Genomic DNA, 18,170 nt, shown 5'->3' on the forward strand with positions numbered 1-18,170 from the left:
GTCCGAATTATCGAACTGTCAGTCCACCAGGCGGACGCGGACCCGGCGGTTGGCCCGGCCCTTGCTCTCCACCTTGACCACCTGCACCTTGCCGATCTGCGCGGTGGACGCGACGTGGGTGCCACCGTCGGCCTGCACGTCCAGGCCGACGATGTCGACGATCCGGACCTCCTGCTCGTCCGGCGGGATCAGGTTGGACTGGGTGCGGATGATGTCCGGCAGGGCCAGCGCCTCGGTGCGCGGCAACACCCGCACGGCGACCGAACGGTCCGCGGCCACCTCGGCGTTGACGAGTTCCTCGATGCGGCTCTTGAAATCCGGAGGCACCTCGGGGAGGTTGAAGTCCATCCGGGCCTCACCGGGCTCCATCGAGTTACCCGTCACGAGCGCGCCGAAGTCGCGGAACACCACGCCGCAGAGCACGTGCAAGCCGGAGTGGGTACGCATCAACCGGGTCCGACGCTCGTCCTCCAACGCACCGACGACCTCGGTGCCGGCCGGCGGGAGCGGGTCACCCTCGGCGGGGATCAGATAGAGGTCGTCGCCCTTGCGGGTGCCGACGATCCGGGTCTGCACGCCCTGCCACAGCAGCACGCCGTGGTCCGGCGGCTGACCACCGCCGCCCGGATAGAAGGCGGAGCGGTCCAGCACTATGCCCTGCTCGGCGTCGGCGCGCAGGACCGTGCACGTCCATTCGCGGAGGGTCGGGTCGGCGAGGTCGAGCCGGTGCGTCCGGCCATGCTGTGTGACGCCCATGACAGGGCACGTTACTCGTTGAGGAAGCCGGCGATGCGGTCCCGCAGGTCGGCGCGTTCCGACCAGAGGACGCCGGGCCGGTCGTACACGTGGAGGGTGGCCTGCGGCAGTGCGGCGGCGAGCCGCTCGGCGACGTCGACCGGGTGCAGCTCGTCGCCAGCGTTGGCGATGACCAGCGCCGGCGCGGTGACCGCCGCGAGGTCGCTCGTGGCGCGCAGCGGCGTCTGGTCCGCGAGGCTGGCCAGGCTGCCGGCGAGTCCGTCGCGGAGCAGCTGGTCGAGTCGCTGCCGCAGGTACGCCCAGCCGGCGGGGGTGTTGCGTACCGCCGCGGGCAGCTCCAAAGTGACGACGTCGGCGACCACCGAGGCGTCTCCGCTCTCCACGGCCTCCAGCAGGTCGGTGATGCGGTCACCGGCCACCGGGCCGCGCGGCTGGTCGAGCACCGCGGGCAGGAAGAAGACCAGCTTCTCGAAACGGTCCGGACTCTCCGCGAGCAACCGGCAGAGGGCTCCGGCGCCGAGGCTCGCGCCGAAGGCGCGGCTGGCACCGCCCAGATCGGCGATCGCCCGAAGGTCGCGGGCCAGGTCGGAGTACGTCCACGGCCCGTCCGGCGCCTCGGACCGGCCGTGCCCACGGAACTGGAAGAACACCTTGCGGCCGGTCACCCCACTGCCGAACGGGCGGGTGGTGGCGATGCCGTTGCCCAGCCCGTGTGCGAACACTGTCACCGGATCACCGGTGCCGGTGATCAGCCGTTCCAGCTGTACGCCGTGCGGGGTGGCGACCAGGTCGGTGTCCGGTTCCGGAAGCGCCGGGCGGCCGGTACGCGGCCCACCCGGGCCGGGCCCCCAGGTGCGGGGCCCGCTGTCCGGTGGAGGGGGCCAGCGAAAACCTCTCACCAGAACCCTTTGCCGTCGCTGAGGTCGCGCAGACCGACCCGAACGTCGAGCAGGTAGATGAGACCGGCGGCGATGCCGACCAGTCCGAAGAGGCTGATCGGCCCGAAGCCGAGCAGGGTCAGCACGAGGCAGACCGCCAGGATGGCGATCCAGCCACCCTTGGGAAGCGTCCCGATGGCGGGGAAGGCGTCGGAGCGCTGCGTGATCGCGTGCACCAGGGCGACACCCTGAACGATCAGCGCGAAGACGAGCAGGATCAGCTCGATCACGTAGCGGACTTCGAACGCGAAGATCGGCGCGGCGTTGGCCATGCCGGCAAGCTTATGTCGAGGACCCCGGCTTCGTCCGACAAGGACGCCGCCGGGGTCGTCGACAGGGTTACTACTCGGCCGCCGGGCGGGTCCGCTTGGTGGCCCGGGGCAGCTTCGCCGACGGGGTGGCGGCCGGCTTCGCTGCCTTCGGGGCGCGCGCGACCTTCTTGACGGCGGCCGGCTTGGCCTCGGCGATCTCGGCCACGTCGGCCGGGGTCGGCACCTCGGCCGGAGCGGTGGTGGCGGCCGGGGCGGTGGTGGCGGCCGGGGCGGTGGTGGCGGCCGGGGCGGTGGTGGCGGCCGGGGCGGTGGTGGCGGTGGCCGCCGGGGTGGTCTCCGCCGGGGTCACGGCCTGCGTGGCCTCGATGTCGGCGTTGACCGTGTCGGCGGCTTCCAGCACACCGGCGCCGACAACCCGCTCACCACGGGCGACCAGCGCGCCGTACGCGGCGAAGGCCCGCTCCTGGGCGACCTGGGCCCCGGCGATCACCATGGCGGCGTTGCGGGTCGCGGCGGCCCGCAGCTTGTCCAGGTCGGCAACCTCGCGCAGCTTGGCCAGGTCGGCGGCTTCGCGCAGCTTGGCCAGGTCGGCCGACTCGCGGAGCTTGGCGAGGTCCAACTCGTTGGCCTTCTGACGCAGCTCGTAGCCGGTCAGCACGGCCCGACCACCCAGGTCGGCGACGACGCGGGTGCTGAGGACACCGACGACGGCGGGCAGCTTGCGCAACTGCTCGATGGCCAACTCACCGGCGCCTGCGGCGGCGTAGATCGGGGCGGGGATGCGGTTGGTCTTCGGCTCGCTCATGACGTCTCCTCTTCGGCCGCCTCGGCGGCCTTGCGTGCCGCCGGACCGGCGGCCTTCTTCTCGGGGGTGTTGGTGCTGCCCGGGGCGGGTGCGGTGCCCGCCTCGGTGACGGCGACCGACTCGATCACGGCCTCGGTCGGGGTGCCGCCCGCGGTGGTGGGGCCGGTGGCGGCCAGGTTCGCCAGGTCGGCGGGCTCGTCGCCGACGTCGGTCGGGGTGGTCGCCCCGGGCGTGCCGCCGGTGGGCCCGGTGCCGCCACCCTCGGCGGCCGCCTGGGCCTCGGCCAGCCGGGTGTTCTCCCGGCGGAACGTCTCGTAGATCTGGGTGAGGGACTGCTTCTGGGCCATCGTCAGGTCGGTGTCCACAGCGATGGCGGCGAGCACACCGTGGCCTTCCTTGTCGTCGAGCAGGCCGGCGCGCAGGTACATCGCCGGGGTGGAGACCCGCAGCGCGCTCGCCAGTTGTTGGAGCACCTCGGCGCTGGGCTTGCGCAGGCCGCGCTCGATCTGACTGAGGTACGGGTTGCTGACCCCCGCCTGCTCGGCGAGCTGCCGGAGCGAGATCTTGGCGTTACGCCGTAGATCGCGGATGAACCCGCCGACATCGGGAAGGTCCTTCGGTGTGGCCATGACTGCGACGTTAACCGGCCGCGCTAGCTCCTGCAAGCAAAACGCTAGCCGCAGTTAGCAAGGTCTCAGCGCCGTGGTTGCGCCCCGCTCCGCGGGTCCGTACGGTCCGTCCGTGCACAAGATCACAGTCAATGGAGCAAGCATCGCGTACGACGAGGCAGGCACCGGCTCGCCCGTCGTACTCCTGCACGCTGGCATCGCCGACCGGCGGATGTGGCGGGGGCAGATCTCCGCGCTCGCCGCCCGTCACCGGGTGATCGTCCCGGACCTCCGCGGCTACGGGGACTCCGAGTTGCCTCCGACGCCGTTCACACACCACGACGACGTGGCGGGGCTGCTGGACGCACTCGACCTGCCCCGGGCGGCCCTGGTCGGCTGCTCCTTCGGCGGGGCCGTCGCCATCGACACCGCGCTCGCCCACCCCGACCGCGTCAGCGCGCTCGCGCTGTTCGACACGGCGGTCTCCGGCAACGAGTGGTCCGACGAGGCGAACGACCTCTGGGACGACCTGGTCGGCGAGGTCGACCCCGACGACTTCGTCGCGGGAGCGGCCGGCGAGGTGCGGTTCTGGGTGGTCGGCCCCGGTCGACAGCCGGAGGACGTCGACCCTGCGCTGATCACGTTCACCCAGGAGATGGACCAGCGCGCGCTCGCCGCCGAACTGGCGCTCGGCGCGGTCGAGGTCGGAGAACTGACGCCTCCGGCCATCGACCGCCTCGGCGAGCTGACGGTGCCCGTCCTGGTCACCGCCGGGGCCGCGGACGTACCGGACATCCGCCGGCTCGCCGACCGGATCGCCGCCGAGGTCCCCGGCGCGGTACGGCTGCCGGACGTCCCGGACGCCGCGCACCTGTTGCCGCTGGAACGCCCGGAGCCCGTCAACGCCGCCCTTCTCGACTTCCTGAGCTGACCCGCCGGTCTCACCAGAGCGGGCGGACCGCCCCCACCGGAACTCCGCCCCCGAAGAGCGGCACCTCGGCGTACTCGGTCAGCACCGGGGCGTCCACCCCGAGCCGCCGCAGCGCGGAGACCAGCACCGGCATCCGCGCCCGCTCGGCGCCGTCGTCGATCTTCAGGGCGACGGCGCCGACGCCCGGCACCGCCACCGCGATCACACCCTCGGCGCCGACCTTGGCCAGCAGACCCGGAACGCCGCGCATCAACCGGGTGTCGTCGGCCCGGGTGCCACCGACGATCTCCGGGTACGCGCGCATGGCGTCGGCCACCGTCCGCGGCACCGAACCCGGCTCGGCATCGACCAGCCGCAGGAACGCCCCGGCCAACCCGGTCAGCGACACCGCGAGCACCGGGGCCCCGCAACCGTCCACGCCCACCGCAGCGGCCTGCTCGCCGGTGAACTCCTCGATGGCCGCCCGCAACCGCTGCTGGAGCGGGTGCTCCGGCCGCCAGTACCCCTCCAACGGCCAACCGGCCGCCTCGCAGGTCAGCAGCATCCCGCTGTGCTTGCCGGAGCAGTTCATCTGCACCCTGGTCGGGCCACCCCCGGCCCGCAACACGGCCTCCCGGGCCGCCGCGCCCACCGGCAGGTCAGGTGGACAGTGCAGGGCCGAGGCGTCCAGTCCGGCCCGCTCCAGCAGCGCGCCGACCCGGGCCAGGTGGAAGTCCTCACCGGCGTGACTCGCCGCCACCAGCGCCACGTCCGCCGGGTCGGTCAACGGCAGGCCGGCGCGGAGCATCCCGATCGCCTGCATCGGCTTGCTCGCCGAGCGGGGGAAGATCGGCGAGGTCACGTCCCCCGCTGACGCCACCACCGCGCCGGTGGCGTCGAGCACCACCACCGAACCGCGGTGCGCACCCTCCACGAACCCGGAACGGACCACCTCGGCGAGCGGGTCGCCACCCTCGTACGTCTTCGTCACGGGCTGGACGGTACCGACGGTCCCGGGGTGCCCGTCGGCGGGGTGACCTGGTGGTCCACCGCCCGGGTGACAGGAGCGCGGGGCAGACCCGGCCTTACAGCCCGAGCAGCTCGCGAGCCTCGGTGGTGGTCAATGGCGGGCGCTGCGCGAGCTGGGCGAAACCCACAGCGCGGGCGACCAGTTGCATGTTCGACTCCACCGGACGGCCCTTGGCGTACGTCACGGTGTCCTCCATGCCGACCCGCAGGTGCCCGCCGGTCGACAGCGAGGCCAGCATGACCGGAATCGTGCTGCGGCCGATGCCGGTGGCCGAGAAGGTGGTGCCCTCGGGCAGGTCCCGCAGCATCCGGTGGGCCGCGACCAGCGTCTCGGTGGTGCCCGGCATGCCTCCCGGCACACCCATCACGAAGTCGACGTGCACGTGCCCGCCGGCCGGCAGCCCGTACTTGCCGAGGAGACGCTGCAACGCGGACAGGTGCCCGAGGTCGAAAATCTCGTACTCCGGCACGATCCCGCGTTCCTGCATCCGGGTGTGCAGGTCGACGATGAACTCCCAGCGGTTGAGGAAGACGTCGTCGCCGAAGTTGACGGTGCCCATCGTGCAGGAGGCCATGTCCGGCCGGGCGTCGAGCACAGCCAACCGGGCGGCCTCCGGGTCCGTCACCGCGCCGCCGGAGGAGAGCTGCACGATCAGGTCGGTGCTGTCCCGCAACGCCGCCACCGTGTCGGCCAGGCGCACCGGGTCGAGGCTCGGCCGCGCGTCGTCGTCGCGGATGTGGACGTGGATCACGGCGGCGCCGAGCGCCTCGCACTCCTTCGCGGTGAGCAGCAGCTCGTCGAGGGTCACCGGCAGCGCCGGCACCTCCGCCTTGGCCGACTCAGCGCCGGTCGGGGCCACCGTGATCAACGTCCCTGTCGTCATGCCGGCGATCCTAGACGCCCGGGTCAGGACGGGTCGATCGCCGCCGCCGTCTCGCCGACCAGCAGTGCCGCGTCGTCCGGGACGTTCCGCTTGACCACCGCGAGCGCCACCTGACCAAGCTCGTGGTGCAGCACCGCGGTGCCGACGAAGCCGACCGCCCGGCCGTCGAGCATCACCGGCGTACCGGCCGTGGGCGGCTGGTCGGTGGTCACCCCATCCAGGTGCAGCAGTACGAGGCGACGCGGCGGTCGGCCCATGTTGTGCACCCGGGCCACCGTCTCCTGCCCCCGGTAGCAACCCTTGTCCAGGTGCACGGCGGGACCGATCAGGTCGACCTCCGCCGGGATCGTCCGGTGGTCGGTGTCCACCCCGACCCGGGGCTGACGGGCGGCCACCCGGATCGCCTCGTACGCCCACAGGCCCGCGACCGGCACCCCGGCGCCCCGCAGCTCCGCCACCACCTGGTCCATCGCCGAGCGGGGCACCAGCAGGTCCACCCCGAGGGGCACGCGCCGGGCCCAGCCACCGATGGGCAGCGGCTTCACGTCGTACCGGACGCTGGCCCGCTGCGGCACGGCACCGTGGGGGAACTTCGGACCCGGCACCGCGACCAGGTCCGGCGCGGCCAGCCCGGTCACACCGAGCGTGCCCAGCGCCTCCGTCGCCGCCGGCCCGACCAGCGACAACAACGCCCGCTCGGCGGTCGCGTCGCGCGGCTCGACCTTGCTGAAGAACCGCATCTTCTCCAGGTAGGCCAGCAGGCCCTCGGTCGCCCCCGGCTCGGTGTCCAGCCAGGCGGTCTCACCGTCCTCGGCGACCACCGCGTGCTGCTCGATGTGACCGTGCGGGGACAACACCAGCAACTCGGTGCCCTCACCGGCTGCCAGCGCGGTCAGGTGCTGCGAGGTGACGGTGTGCAGCCAACTCGCCCGCTCTTCCCCGGGCACCGCGATGACCCCCCGGTGCGACCTGTCGACCAGGCCCACAGCCGTGTCGAGGGTGCGCTGCTCACGCAACGGGTCGCCGTAGTGGGCGGCCACCCCCCGCACCCCGGCCGCGACGTGCGCCGCGTCCGGCTGGTCCCGACTCGCCTCGTCGATGCTCTCGACGGCCACCGCACCCGCGATGTCGATCATTTGTCGTCCCCGTTCTCGCAGCGTACGCAGACGCCGAAGAGTGACACGTGCCCGATGTCCACCAGGAAACCCCGCTGCGTGGCCAACTGGTCGGCGAGCGGGCGCAGCATCTCCGGATCGATCTCGTCGATCGCGCCGCACTCCCGACAGACCAGGTGGACGTGTTGGTGCTCACCCGCCGCGTGGTACGTCGGCGACCCGTGCGACAGGTGCGTGTGGGTGACCAGGCCGAGCCGTTCCAGCAGCTCAAGCGTGCGATAGATGGTGGTGATGTTGACGCCGGCGGCGACCTCCCGCACGGCGGTGTGCACCTGCTCCGGGCTGGCGTGCCCCAGATCGAGCACCGCCTGGAGGACGAGCTGCCGTTGGGGCGTCAGCCGCAGCCCACGGGCCCGCAGCATTTCCGCGAGGGAGGATTCGGACACGGTCCGATCATAGTTCGGCAATCGCTGCGACCCCCTGCGAGCGGCCGGTCGCCGCTACGCTCGGCGGTCATGGTGACGTCGTCCGTCGGAAACGCCCCGGTCTCTCCGAGCACCCGGATCGCCGTGCTCGGCCGGGGGCTCATCGCGGCCGACGAGCCCGTGCTCCGCGGCGACGACCTGGGCGTCCTGCGCGGCGACGGGCTCTTCGAGTCCATGCATCTTCGCGAGGGCCGGCCGTGGCTACGCGACGAGCACCTGGCCCGGATGACCACGGCCGCGGCAGCCGTCGACCTGGACCTGCCCCCCACCGACACGCTCGTCGACCTGCTCGACACGGTGTGCGCCGACTGGCCCGTCGAGGTGGAGGCCGCGCTACGGCTGGTCTGCACCCGAGGCTCCGAGGCCGGCGGCCCGCCGACCGTCTACGCCACGGTGACCGAGGTGCCGGCGTCGTCGCGGGCGGCCCGCCGCACCGGGATCACAGTGGCGATCCTGCCTCTGGGAGTACCCGCCGACGCACGGAGCGGCCTCGACTGGTTGCCGGCCGGCATCAAGTCCACCTCGTACGCGGTCAACAGCGCCGCCCGCCGCTGGGCGCACCGGGCCGGGGTGGACGACGTGCTCTGGGTCTCGTCGGACGGCTACGCCCTGGAGGGGCCGATCGCGAACGTGGTGTGGCTCACCGGAGACACACTCTGCACGGTGCCGGCCGCCACCACCGGCATCCTGCCCGGCACGACAGTGGCCTGGCTGCTCGCCCACGCCCCCGAGCTGGGCCTGGGCTCCGCCGAACGGATGGTCACGCCGGCCGAGCTGCACGACGCCGACGGGGTGTGGTTCAGCTCCTCGGTACGCGGGCTCGTCGAGGTCCGGACACTGGACGGGGTGCGCCGGGACCACTGCCCGCGCACCCCCGCCCTGCAAGCCCTGCTGGGTTTCCCCGTCTAGCCTGCTACGTTTCCCGGCTGGTCAGCCGCCGACCCGGACGAGCCGGGCGGACAGGTGCGGGCTGAGCCCGTGCCCCATGGCCGCCATCTCCTGCGCGTAGAGCAGCGCACCCTCGACGATGCCGAAGAGTCGGTGCCCGCCGGTGACCTCCTTGGCGGTCGGGGTCCGCACCACCGCGTCGGTGGCGAACTCCAGCTGCGTGCCGGTGCGCTTGCCCAGGTGCAGCTCCATCACCCCGGTCGGCGTGGTGAGCACCGCCTCCAGCTCGTCGGTAGCCCGCCCGTCCACCACCACCGGTCGCCACCAACCGACCTCCCGGCCAGCCGGGCGGACCGGCTTGCTCTGCTCGTCCAGGATCCAGGCACGCGACTCGTAGTGCAGGAACGGCCGCCCGTCGTGGCTGATCCGGATCTCCTGGGCGTAGTCGAAGTCCTCGATGGTGGGGAAACCGCCCTTGCCCCGGCCACGCCACAGCCCGATGTAGGGCAGCAGGCCGTCCAGGGTGGGGTGCAGCTTCGGCCCGACCCGCAGGTCGAAACTCTCCTCGAACGGGTACTCCTCGACCGGCGGCGCGTTCAGCCACGGCGGCTGCAGCGGATTCTCGCTCACAGGCGTCACCAGCGTCCTCTCGAAATGCGTACGGCAAGGTAGACCAGGCCACCGGCGAGCCCGCCCAGGCCAGCGACCAACAGGCTGACAAACCCGATCTCGGTAACCATCCCGACCATCCTATGCTGGGCCACATGGCCCGCACTCTCGTCGTCAAGGCCACCGCGGGGGCGGACGCCCCGGAGCGGTGCGCGCAGGCATTCACGGTCGCCGCGACGGCCGTCGCGGCCGGGGCGGACGTGTCGCTCTGGCTGACCGGTGAGTCGACCTGGTTCGCGGTGCCCGGGCGCGCCCAACAGTTCGAGCTGCCGCACTCCGCACCTCTGGCCGAGCTGCTGCACGTCATCCTGACCAGTGGTCGGGTGACCGCCTGCACCCAGTGCGCGGCCCGACGGGAGATCGGCCCGGACGACGTGCTGCCCGGGGTCCGGATCGCGGGCGCCGCCGTCTTCGTCGAGGAGGCGTTGGCCGAGGGCGCGCAGGCACTGGTCTACTGAGCTCCGGGGCGGAGTGCCGATACCGACCCGACAACTCGGGCGGCTGCCTACGATTCGGATGTGACCGAGGCGACGGAGAGGTTCTTCGAATCACTGCCGGCGCGTGCCCCTGACATCCTCGGCGGCCTGACCGACGGGACCCTCCAGATCGACCTCGGCAGCGACCACCAGACCGAACACTGGCTGGTACACATGCGGCCCGGGTCGGTTCAGGTCAGTCGGGAACGCGGCCCTGCCGACGCCATCTGGTACAGCAGCGCGGCCCTCTTCGACCGGCTGATCAGCGGTGAGGCCCAGAGTGTCGCGGCGGTGCTGCGCAACGAGAGCACGTTCAGCGGGAACGTGGTCCTCTTCCTCGCCTTCCGCCGGTTCTTCCCCAACCCGCCCGGCACCCGCGACCCCCGCGAGACGGCCCGCAGAGCAGTCGGGCGACCGGTGTGAGGGACCTCGTCAGCATCCTGGACGGCAACACCTTCCTGGTCAGCGACCGTCGGGGGGACATCGAGCCGTCGCACGACTTCCCCACCGGACTGTTCTCCTTCGACACCCGGTTCCTGTCCAAGTGGGTGCTCACCCTGGACGGCCAACGGCTGCACGCCCTCTCCATGGACGACGCCGAGTCGTACCGCACCACGTTCTTCCTCGCCCCCGGCGAGCCCACGCACTACCTGGACGCGAAGGCGTCGGTGATCCGCAGCCGGGCGATAGTGGGCAGCTTCGAGGAGGAGCTGACCGTGCTGAACCACACCGGCGCGGAGGTCGAGTTCACCGTCCGGATCGACGTCGAGGCCGACTTCGCCGACCTGTTCGAGATCAAGGACTCCCGCCAGAAGCGGGGCACGACCACCGTCGCGGTCTCGGACGACGAGCTCCGACTCACCTACCGGCGGGACGCGTTCCACCGGGAGACGACTGTCACGACGACCGCGCCGGCGCAGGTCGACGCCGGCGGCCTGACCTTCCGCATCCGGATCGCCCGCAACAGCAAGTGGACCACCCGGCTGCACGTGTCCAGCGTCGTCTACGGGGCACGCGGCGAGGACATCCGGGCAACCCTGCCGTACGGGGGCAGCCGCAGCGCGGACGCGATCCGGGCCGAGCAGCAGGAGCTGATCGACCGGGCACCGAAGCTCGGCTGCGACTGTGAGCCACTGGCCGGGGCGTACCGGCGCAGCCTCAACGACCTGGCCGCACTGCGCTACGAGTCGATCGCCCTGGGCGTACGACTGATCGCCGCCGGGCTGCCCTGGTTCATGACCCTGTTCGGCAGGGACAGCATCATCACGTCGTTGCAGGTGCTGCCGTTCCTACCGGAGCTGGTCCCGCCGACCATCCTGATGCTGGCCGGCCTACAGGGGCACCGGGTGGACGACTTCCGGGACGAGGAGCCCGGCAAGATCCTCCACGAGCTGCGGTACGGGGAGACCGCCGGCTTCGAGGAGCAGCCGCACTCGCCGTACTACGGGTCGGCCGACTCGACACCACTGTTCGTCATCCTGGTCGACGAGTACGAGCGGTGGACCGGCGACGCCGCGCTGGTCCGCCGGCTGGAGCCGCAGGTCCGCGCCGCCCTGGAGTGGATCGACACGTACGGCGACCTGCTCGGCACCGGGTACCTCTGGTATCAGACCCGCAACCCGGAGACCGGTCTGCAGAACCAGTGCTGGAAGGACTCCTGGGACGGCATCTCGTACGCCGACGGTCAGATACCCGGCTTCCCCCGGGCCACGTGCGAGTTGCAGGGGTACGCGTACGACGCGAAGGTCCGGGCCGCCCGGCTGGCCCGGACCTTCTGGAACGACGGGGCGTACGCCGACCGGCTGGAGCGGGAGGCCGCCGATCTCAAGCGACGGTTCGATCGCGACTTCTGGATCGCCGACCGCGGGTACTACGCGCTCGCGTTGGACGCCGACGGGCGGCAGGTGGACGCGCTGACCTCGAACATCGGGCACCTGTTGTGGAGCGGCATCGTGGACGAGTCCCGCGCCGGCAAGGTGGTCGAGCACCTGCTCGGGCCGCGCCTGTTCTCCGGGTGGGGGGTGCGGACGCTCGCCGAGGACGAGGGGCGGTACAACCCGATCGGGTACCACGTGGGCACCGTGTGGCCGTTCGACAACTCGATCATCGCCTGGGGCCTGTGGCGGTACGGCTACCGCGAGGAGGCCGGCCTGATCTGCGACACGATGCTGGCGGCGTCCCGGTACTTCGAGGGGCGGCTGCCGGAGGCGTTCGGCGGCTACACCCGTGATCTCACCGACTACCCGGTGGAGTACCCGACCGCGTGCAGTCCGCAGGCCTGGTCGAGCGGAACCCCGCTGCTGCTGCTCCGGGTGATGCTGGGGTTGGACCCGCAGGGTGAGCATCTGATCATCGACCCGGCCGTGCCCACGGGGATGGGCCGCGTCGAACTACTGGACATCCCCGGCCGGTGGGGCAAGGTGGACGCGTTGGGCCGCAGTCGGGGCCCGACGGACCAGCCGGACGGCAGCTGAACCGAGCCGGCCGCTCGGCTCAACCCGGACAGCCGACGGTGGCGGCCACCCGAACGGCGTCGTCCGGGCCGAGTTCGGCCAGCACCGTGACCGGGCCGCTGCGGTACGCGTACACCGGAGGTTCGTCCAGCAGGGGGGCGTCGCCGGCCAGCGCGGCGAGCGCGGCCGTCGAGGCAGCCGGGCCGGGACCGCCCGCGGACCGCACGGTCTGGGCCGACCCGCCACCCGGGCAGGGCGCGGTGATCCGCTCCGGCGTCGCGTCGCTCGGCCGACCGAGCGCCCCCAGCGCCACAGTCAACGCGGCGGCCTCCGGGCCGGTCGCCGTGGCCGTGGCCGGCGTGTAACCGGAGCCGGTTGGCCGGCAACCGGTGTCGACGACCAGTCGGACCTGACCGTCCACCGTCGGCCGCCCCTCGACGGCCACGAACTCCCCGGCGTCGGCGTACAGCGTCGGGCCGTTCAGCTCGGACCCGACCCGGGCCCGCCAGCTGGTCGGCAGCCGCTCGGCGATCCCGGTCAACACGGTCCGCTCGGTGCCGGTGGGCGCGAGCACGCCCACGTCCCGTCGCAACCTCGCCCCGTCGGCGAACGGGGTGACCCGGCAGCCCTCCGCGACCCTCGCCGGGCCCAGCTCCAGCAGACTGGTCGCCCCCGCCGCACGGACCAGCTCGCCGATCGCCCGGTCGACCACCGGGCCGGCCTGGTCCAGGGTGCGCTGCTCGCGCACTGTCGGCGGATCGTCGCGGACCGACGTCCAGGTGAGTACGGCCAGCAACACGGCCCAGGCCGCCGTCGCGGCCAGCAGCCACCGCCGCCACGGCCGGGCAGGCGCCGGCGCGGCGGGACCAGCCGAAGGGGCCCAACCCGTCTGGACAGCACCGCTCACCCGGCCATGGTGTCACGCCTCCGCCGCCGAGCCAGCAGCGGAGGCACGGGACGGCGGCCACGAGGTCAGGCGGGCTGCGACGGCTCCTGCGGCACTGTCGACGTCGGGTCGTGCGGTGACGGGAACAGCATCGCCCGCAACTCGGCCAGGTCCGGGCAGGTCACCACCTGACCGGTCCCGTCGAGTCGTCGGAGCACCCGCTCGACCACGGCGGCATCCGCGCTCACGCAGACCACGAGCGGGACCTCGTCACCGGACGCACCGCCGTCATTCGCGCCAACCTCGATATCCACAGCTAGATAGTGACGCATACCGATTGATGTGATTGGTCCGCCGAGCCGAGGGTGACACTGAAATTACTTCTCGTCACCAATCCCTCCGAGAGATCGACCGGGGCCGGTCACCCATGGCGGGTGACCGGCCCCGGTCGATCAGAGCGGTGGGTCAGGCGACGGTGACGGCAACCTCGTTGACGCCCCGGCCGGCGGTGACGGCGGTGTCGCCGTTGCCGTGCCGGGACAGTGCCCGCAGCGTCCAGGAACCCGGCGCGGCGAAGAACCGGAACTGGCCGGCGGTCGAGGTCACCACCTCGGCGGTGAACTCACCGGTCGAGTCGAGCAGCCGGACGTACGCGCCCGGCACCGGCTCGTCCTCGGCCGACCGGACGATCCCGGTGATGACGGTTTCCTTCTCCAGGTCCAGGCTGGCCGGCAGCGGCGCGGCCTGGTCGGGTGCCGCGCAACCCGCGGCGGTGGGCAGCGTCATGATCAGGCCTCCCCGGGTTCGTCACCGAGGGCAACCGGCACGCCGACCAGCGAGCCGTACTCGGTCCAGGAACCGTCGTAGTTCTTGACGTTGCGGTGGCCGAGCAACTCCTGCAGCACGAACCAGGTGTGCGAGGAGCGCTCGCCGATGCGGCAGTAGGCGATCGTCTCCTTGCCGTCGTCGAGCCCCGCGTCACCGTAGATCTTGCGCAGCTCGTCGTCGGACCGGAAGGTGCCGTCCTCGTTGGCCGCCTTGGACCACGGGACGCTGATCGCGGTGGGGATGTGACCGGCCCGCTGCGCCTGCTCCTGCGGCAGGTGTGCGGGGGCGAGCAGCCGGCCGGCGAACTCGTCGGGGCTACGCACGTCGACCAGGTTCTTGGTGCCGATCGCGGCCACGACCTCGTCGCGGAAGGCCCGGATGGAAGTGTCCGGCTCGCTTGCGACGTACTGCGTCGCCGGACGGGTCACCGAGTCGGTGACCAGCGGGCGGGCGTCCAGCTCCCACTTCTTGCGACCGCCGTCGAGCAGCTTCACGTCGCCGTGGCCGTAGAGCTTGAAGTACCAGTAGGCGTACGCGGCGAACCAGTTGTTGTTGCCGCCGTAGAGGATGACGGTGTCGTCGTTGCTGATGCCCCGCTCGGAGAGCAGCGCCTCGAACTGGGACTTGTTGACGAAGTCCCGGCGGACCTGGTCCTGAAGGTCGGTCTTCCAGTCAATCTTGATGGCACCGGCGATGTGGCCGGTCTCGTAGGCCGAGGTGTCCTCGTCGACCTCGACGAAGACGACGCCCGGGGCGTCGAGGTTCTTCTCGGCCCACTCGGCCGAAACGAGTGCGGTGTCGCGACTCATCGAATCACTCCCTGGTGAGGATGGATGGTGAGCCAACGCGCGAGTATCGATGGTTTCAACTGTCGCACCACGCGCGGGACCCAGCGGAAGGACGGATCACGGGTTCGTGCGACGGCGCCGCTGCCGGGCGTTCGGTGGGATGACCGGAGGGTGCGAGAACCCTGTGCCGGTGGCCGCCGTCAGGCGGCCGGAGACAGCCCCGCCGTCAGATGACGGGGCGACACAGGCAGGTGGCCACGCGGCACAGGTCGACCGCGCGCCGTTTGGTGAGGTGGGTCCCCATGGTCAGGGAGCGTACCAGCCAGTGACCGTGCTGCCACTCAGCCGACCACCATCCGGGATCGACCGGATGGTGGACGACACTGCTGACCGGGGAGTCAGCCAACGGAATTGATCGGCACGTTCTTCGCGTCGACGGTGACCGCCAGGCCTTCGGGCAGTGGCCGGACCTCGCGCACGGTGAGCTGGAACGGCAGGTCAGGCAGGGGTACGTCGACCGAGATGCCCTTGGCGTAGTTGTTCAGCAGAACGCGGGCCAGCGGCAGGTTCGGCAGACCGGCCGCGTCCAGGTCGTTGAAGCGCAGGGCGACGGCGCCGTTGTCGGCGACGGTCACGTCGGCGGTGCCGGCGACGGTCAGCTTCTGGCCGAGGATGTCGACGGGCGCGGTGACGGCGAGCTTGCCGTTCTGCTCGCCGAGCTTGAGCCCCGGGCGCTTCAGCAGGGCGGCGAGGCTGTCGTAGCTGATCGTGCCGGCGCCGTTGACGGTGTCCGCGACGATGTCCCCCTGACCGGTGCGCAGGGTGTCCAGCGAGGCCCGTACGTTACGGGCGGTCACATCCAGCACCGGCAGCTGCACGGCGTCACCTTCGACCGAGGCCCGCACGTCCCGCAGATTGATGGTGATCCGCTGGTAGCGGCCGTCGAGCACCTGGGTGAGGAACGGAGTGCCGGCCACCTCCACGTCGGGCCTGGCGGCCTGGGCACCCTGCTTGGCGATCTCCTGAGAGACCCGGTCGGCGATGGTCCGCTCGGCCACCCCGACCGCCACCCGGTCGGCGACCACCAGCAACCCGCCCACCACCAGGAGCAGGACGATCAGGCCGACGAGCAGTTTGCGGCCGCGCCGTCGGGGACGTGCTCCGTCCGCCGGATAGTCCTCCGCCACGCCGCCTCCCGTCTTCGTCCGCCGCGCCGCGACGGATAGTCCACACCGGTGCCGCAGCGCGGCGCACCCGTAGGTACCCGACCGGCCCCGGGCTCAACCGTGGCTCAGAGCAAGAGCATGCACATGGCGTACGCGGCCGGCGCCGCCAGGGCGAAGCCACCGAGCGGACCCTGCATGTGCCGGGCCACCCACATCGTGGGCGGCTCCCCGGCCATCAGCCGGCCCGCCTCCGCGTACCCCACCGCGAGGTCGGCGAGCACGGCGGTGACCGCCGCGACCAGGCCGATCACGGCGGCCCGGGTCGGCGTGAAGGGGGCCACCAGGTAGCTGCCCAGAAGCGCGCTGGTCAACGTGCCGACCATCGCGCCGGCCACCACGCCGGCCGCGCCCCGGGGCACCTGCGGGGCCAACCGGGGCCACGGCAGTACGGCGTCGGTGAGCCGGGCGACAGTCAGGGCGACGCCACTGGCCGTGAGGCAGACGGTGATCGCCTGGGTGCCCGCCGGGATCCGACTGAGCACGATCAGGGTGCCGAAGGCCACCACCCCGACCACGATCAGCAGCGTCGCGCCGAAGGAGTCGGTGACCCGGACCCGGTCGACCCGGCGGACCAACTGGCCGAGCACCGCCGCGACGAACCCACCGACGGCCAGGTAGCCCAGCGGGGCCAGCCCGGCGATGTCGGTCTGCACCGCGGCGACGTCGGCGAGCGCCGCGACCCCGGCGCTGACCCCGGCGACCACCAGCAGCGCGGGCGGACGCATGGCCATCGTCCAGGCGAGCACGAAGAGCAACTGGACGCCGAAGATGATGAAGGTGAACGGCAGTCGGTGGCCGGGGCCGGACGTCTGCGCGCCGAGCACCAGGCCTACGCCGAGCAGCGCGGCGAAACCGGCGATGGTCAACGCGAGCTGGCGGTGCACCTCGACCGGGGGTACGACCTCCTCTTCCGGCTCGTCGACCTCGTCCTCGGATTTGCGGGCCGGCTCACCGCTGCGACGGGCCCGGCGGGGCCCACCCCGTTCGCGGCGATCGCCATCGGTGGTGGCCGGACCGGTACGCGGCGCGCGGGTCGCCGCGGCGGCCGGGCCCACTTGGGGCTCGGCGGGCCACGATTCACGGCCGGCCTCGGGCGAGGTGGAGGGAAACACGACCCGATCGTGCCAGACCGACCGCCGGAGGCGGTGGTCCCGGGTTTCAGCAACGTTAAAAACTGCGCCACGATCAGGGGCAAGGTAGACAAACGGGAAATGGCCTGCGGGCGCGGCCGGGGCGATCCGCTACGCTCAACCTCGTTACCCGCCCGTCAGCGACGCCGGGGCCACGCAATTTCTCAGCGCACTCCCCCGTGGGTGTGACTGGTCGCGTGCGGCCGAGCGCCGCCGGGACGGAGGTGATCGTGGAGATCCTGTTGCTGGTGACCGCGCGCGCAGGCGAACCGTCGGCTGTGCTGCCGGCACTCGACCTGCTGCCGCACTCGGTCCGCACCGCGCCACGCGACGTACGCACCCTGGTCGCGGGCCCCAGCCCGGACGCGGTGATGGTGGACGCCCGGTCGGAGTTGAGCGAGGCCCGCGCGACCTGCCGGATGCTGCACGCCACCGGGCTCGGCGTGCCGCTGGTCGCGGTGGTGACCGAGGCCGGCCTGATCGCACTGAACGCCGACTGGGGCGTCGACGACGTCATCCTCGCCTCGGCCGGTCCCGCCGAGGTGGAGGCACGGTTGCGGTTGGCGGTCGGCCGTCTGAGCAACGCGACGGCGGGCGCCGGTGGCTCGATCCGGGCCGGCGAGCTGATGATCGACCCCGACACGTACGCGGCCAAGCTCAAGGGCCGTCCGCTCGACCTCACCTACAAGGAGTTCGAGCTGCTGAAGTTCCTTGCCCAGCACCCGGGCCGGGTGTTCACCCGGGACCAGCTCCTGCGGGAGGTCTGGGGCTACGACTACTTCGGTGGCACCCGCACTGTCGACGTGCACGTCCGGCGACTGCGCGCCAAGCTCGGTTCGGAGTACGAGTCGATGATCGGCACGGTCCGCCAGGTCGGCTACAAGTTCGTCGTGCCGCCGTCACGTTCGCTGCCCGAGGCGGAGCACGCACCCCTGCCCGTCTGACCCGCGCCACCCCTGCCCGTCTGACCCGCGCCACCCCTGCCCGTATGACCCGCGCCACCCCTGCCCGTATGACCCGCGCC

General features: G+C 72.0%; 22 protein-coding genes and 1 pseudogene. 6 read left to right on the plus strand and 17 right to left on the minus strand.

The window, feature by feature from the left end; genetic code table 11:
- Positions 1–18: 18 nt before the first annotated feature.
- The 5 genes from O7631_RS02535 to O7631_RS02555 form a co-directional block, all read right to left on the minus strand.
- On the minus strand, positions 19–756 hold the full coding sequence (locus tag O7631_RS02535; RefSeq protein ID WP_278142841.1) for an alanyl-tRNA editing protein: 738 nt from the start codon (positions 754–756) through the stop codon (positions 19–21).
- 11 nt (positions 757–767) lie between these two features.
- On the minus strand, positions 768–1,655 hold the full coding sequence (locus O7631_RS02540; protein WP_278142842.1) for an alpha/beta hydrolase: 888 nt from the start codon (positions 1,653–1,655) through the stop codon (positions 768–770).
- Complete coding sequence (locus tag O7631_RS02545) at positions 1,652–1,966, minus strand: DUF2516 family protein (RefSeq protein WP_210791087.1); 315 nt, start codon at positions 1,964–1,966, stop codon at positions 1,652–1,654. The genes O7631_RS02540 and O7631_RS02545 overlap by 4 nt, the downstream gene beginning before the upstream one ends.
- Positions 1,967–2,036: 70 nt before the next feature.
- Positions 2,037–2,771 carry a hypothetical protein gene (locus O7631_RS02550; RefSeq protein ID WP_278142843.1) on the minus strand — a complete coding sequence of 245 codons (735 nt, stop codon included), beginning with the start codon at positions 2,769–2,771 and terminating at the stop codon, positions 2,037–2,039.
- A complete protein-coding gene (locus O7631_RS02555; RefSeq protein WP_145778741.1) occupies positions 2,768–3,400 on the minus strand; it encodes a helix-turn-helix transcriptional regulator in 633 nt (210 codons plus the stop codon). Before O7631_RS02555 ends, O7631_RS02550 begins: the two co-directional genes overlap by 4 nt.
- A 112-nt stretch (positions 3,401–3,512) precedes the next feature.
- On the opposite strand from O7631_RS02555, the gene O7631_RS02560 reads away from it, so the two are divergent.
- Positions 3,513–4,310, plus strand: a complete 798-nt coding sequence (locus O7631_RS02560) for an alpha/beta hydrolase (RefSeq protein ID WP_278142844.1) — start codon at positions 3,513–3,515, stop codon at positions 4,308–4,310.
- Positions 4,311–4,320: 10 nt separating this feature from the next.
- Here the strand turns inward: O7631_RS02560 and O7631_RS02565 are convergent, their stop codons facing one another.
- From O7631_RS02565 to O7631_RS02580, 4 genes are all read right to left on the minus strand, one after another.
- On the minus strand, positions 4,321–5,280 hold the full coding sequence (locus O7631_RS02565; RefSeq protein ID WP_278142845.1) for an asparaginase: 960 nt from the start codon (positions 5,278–5,280) through the stop codon (positions 4,321–4,323).
- Positions 5,281–5,374: 94 nt separating this feature from the next.
- Positions 5,375–6,202: a 3-keto-5-aminohexanoate cleavage protein gene (locus tag O7631_RS02570; RefSeq protein WP_269682167.1), complete on the minus strand. Its 828-nt coding sequence runs from the start codon at positions 6,200–6,202 to the stop codon at positions 5,375–5,377.
- A gap of 23 nt (positions 6,203–6,225) precedes the next feature.
- On the minus strand, positions 6,226–7,338 hold the full coding sequence (locus tag O7631_RS02575; protein WP_278142846.1) for a folate-binding protein: 1,113 nt from the start codon (positions 7,336–7,338) through the stop codon (positions 6,226–6,228).
- Entirely contained in the window at positions 7,335–7,763 is a 429-nt protein-coding gene (locus O7631_RS02580) for a Fur family transcriptional regulator (protein WP_278142847.1), read from the minus strand. The genes O7631_RS02575 and O7631_RS02580 overlap by 4 nt, the downstream gene beginning before the upstream one ends.
- A 69-nt stretch (positions 7,764–7,832) precedes the next feature.
- On the opposite strand from O7631_RS02580, the gene O7631_RS02585 reads away from it, so the two are divergent.
- Positions 7,833–8,711: an aminotransferase class IV gene (locus tag O7631_RS02585; RefSeq protein WP_278142848.1), complete on the plus strand. Its 879-nt coding sequence runs from the start codon at positions 7,833–7,835 to the stop codon at positions 8,709–8,711.
- 21 nt (positions 8,712–8,732) lie between these two features.
- Here the strand turns inward: O7631_RS02585 and O7631_RS02590 are convergent, their stop codons facing one another.
- Positions 8,733–9,320: an FABP family protein gene (locus O7631_RS02590; RefSeq protein ID WP_278142849.1), complete on the minus strand. Its 588-nt coding sequence runs from the start codon at positions 9,318–9,320 to the stop codon at positions 8,733–8,735.
- A gap of 5 nt (positions 9,321–9,325) precedes the next feature.
- Positions 9,326–9,430: a small membrane protein MtfM gene (gene mtfM, locus O7631_RS02595; protein ID WP_030327764.1), complete on the minus strand. Its 105-nt coding sequence runs from the start codon at positions 9,428–9,430 to the stop codon at positions 9,326–9,328.
- A 12-nt stretch (positions 9,431–9,442) separates the two neighbouring features.
- On the opposite strand from mtfM, the gene O7631_RS02600 reads away from it, so the two are divergent.
- The 3 genes from O7631_RS02600 to O7631_RS02610 are packed head-to-tail and all read left to right on the plus strand — an operon-like array spanning position 9,443 to position 12,309.
- On the plus strand, positions 9,443–9,817 hold the full coding sequence (locus O7631_RS02600; protein WP_269682163.1) for a DsrE family protein: 375 nt from the start codon (positions 9,443–9,445) through the stop codon (positions 9,815–9,817).
- Between the two features lie 60 nt (positions 9,818–9,877).
- Entirely contained in the window at positions 9,878–10,258 is a 381-nt protein-coding gene (locus O7631_RS02605; RefSeq protein WP_278142850.1) for an SCP2 sterol-binding domain-containing protein, read from the plus strand.
- Positions 10,255–12,309 (plus strand): glycogen debranching N-terminal domain-containing protein, encoded by a 2,055-nt coding sequence (locus tag O7631_RS02610; protein WP_278142851.1) that lies wholly within the window; start codon positions 10,255–10,257, stop codon positions 12,307–12,309. Before O7631_RS02605 ends, O7631_RS02610 begins: the two co-directional genes overlap by 4 nt.
- 19 nt (positions 12,310–12,328) lie before the next feature.
- Here O7631_RS02610 and O7631_RS02615 read toward each other — a convergent pair whose 3' ends face one another.
- The 6 genes and pseudogenes from O7631_RS02615 to O7631_RS02640 all read right to left on the minus strand — a co-directional run bounded on the left by O7631_RS02615 (position 12,329) and on the right by O7631_RS02640 (position 17,128).
- Positions 12,329–13,195, minus strand: a complete 867-nt coding sequence (locus tag O7631_RS02615; RefSeq protein WP_278142852.1) for a hypothetical protein — start codon at positions 13,193–13,195, stop codon at positions 12,329–12,331.
- A gap of 113 nt (positions 13,196–13,308) precedes the next feature.
- A pseudogene (locus O7631_RS02620) lies at positions 13,309–13,431 on the minus strand (transcriptional regulator); the annotation flags it as partial.
- A gap of 208 nt (positions 13,432–13,639) precedes the next feature.
- The gene (locus O7631_RS02625) at positions 13,640–13,960 is read right to left on the minus strand and encodes a DUF1416 domain-containing protein (RefSeq protein WP_088987414.1); all 321 of its coding nucleotides are present in this window, start codon (positions 13,958–13,960) and stop codon (positions 13,640–13,642) included.
- 2 nt (positions 13,961–13,962) lie between these two features.
- The gene (locus O7631_RS02630) at positions 13,963–14,811 is read right to left on the minus strand and encodes a sulfurtransferase (RefSeq protein WP_145778729.1); all 849 of its coding nucleotides are present in this window, start codon (positions 14,809–14,811) and stop codon (positions 13,963–13,965) included.
- 377 nt (positions 14,812–15,188) lie between these two features.
- On the minus strand, positions 15,189–15,977 hold the full coding sequence (locus O7631_RS02635; protein ID WP_278142853.1) for a DUF2993 domain-containing protein: 789 nt from the start codon (positions 15,975–15,977) through the stop codon (positions 15,189–15,191).
- A gap of 104 nt (positions 15,978–16,081) precedes the next feature.
- Positions 16,082–17,128: a hypothetical protein gene (locus O7631_RS02640; RefSeq protein ID WP_278142854.1), complete on the minus strand. Its 1,047-nt coding sequence runs from the start codon at positions 17,126–17,128 to the stop codon at positions 16,082–16,084.
- A gap of 242 nt (positions 17,129–17,370) precedes the next feature.
- On the opposite strand from O7631_RS02640, the gene O7631_RS02645 reads away from it, so the two are divergent.
- Positions 17,371–18,090, plus strand: a complete 720-nt coding sequence (locus O7631_RS02645) for a response regulator transcription factor (protein ID WP_278147820.1) — start codon at positions 17,371–17,373, stop codon at positions 18,088–18,090.
- Positions 18,091–18,170 lie beyond the last annotated feature (80 nt).

The organism is Micromonospora sp. WMMD967, from assembly GCF_029626165.1.
GTDB classification, from domain to species: domain Bacteria; phylum Actinomycetota; class Actinomycetes; order Mycobacteriales; family Micromonosporaceae; genus Micromonospora; species Micromonospora taraxaci.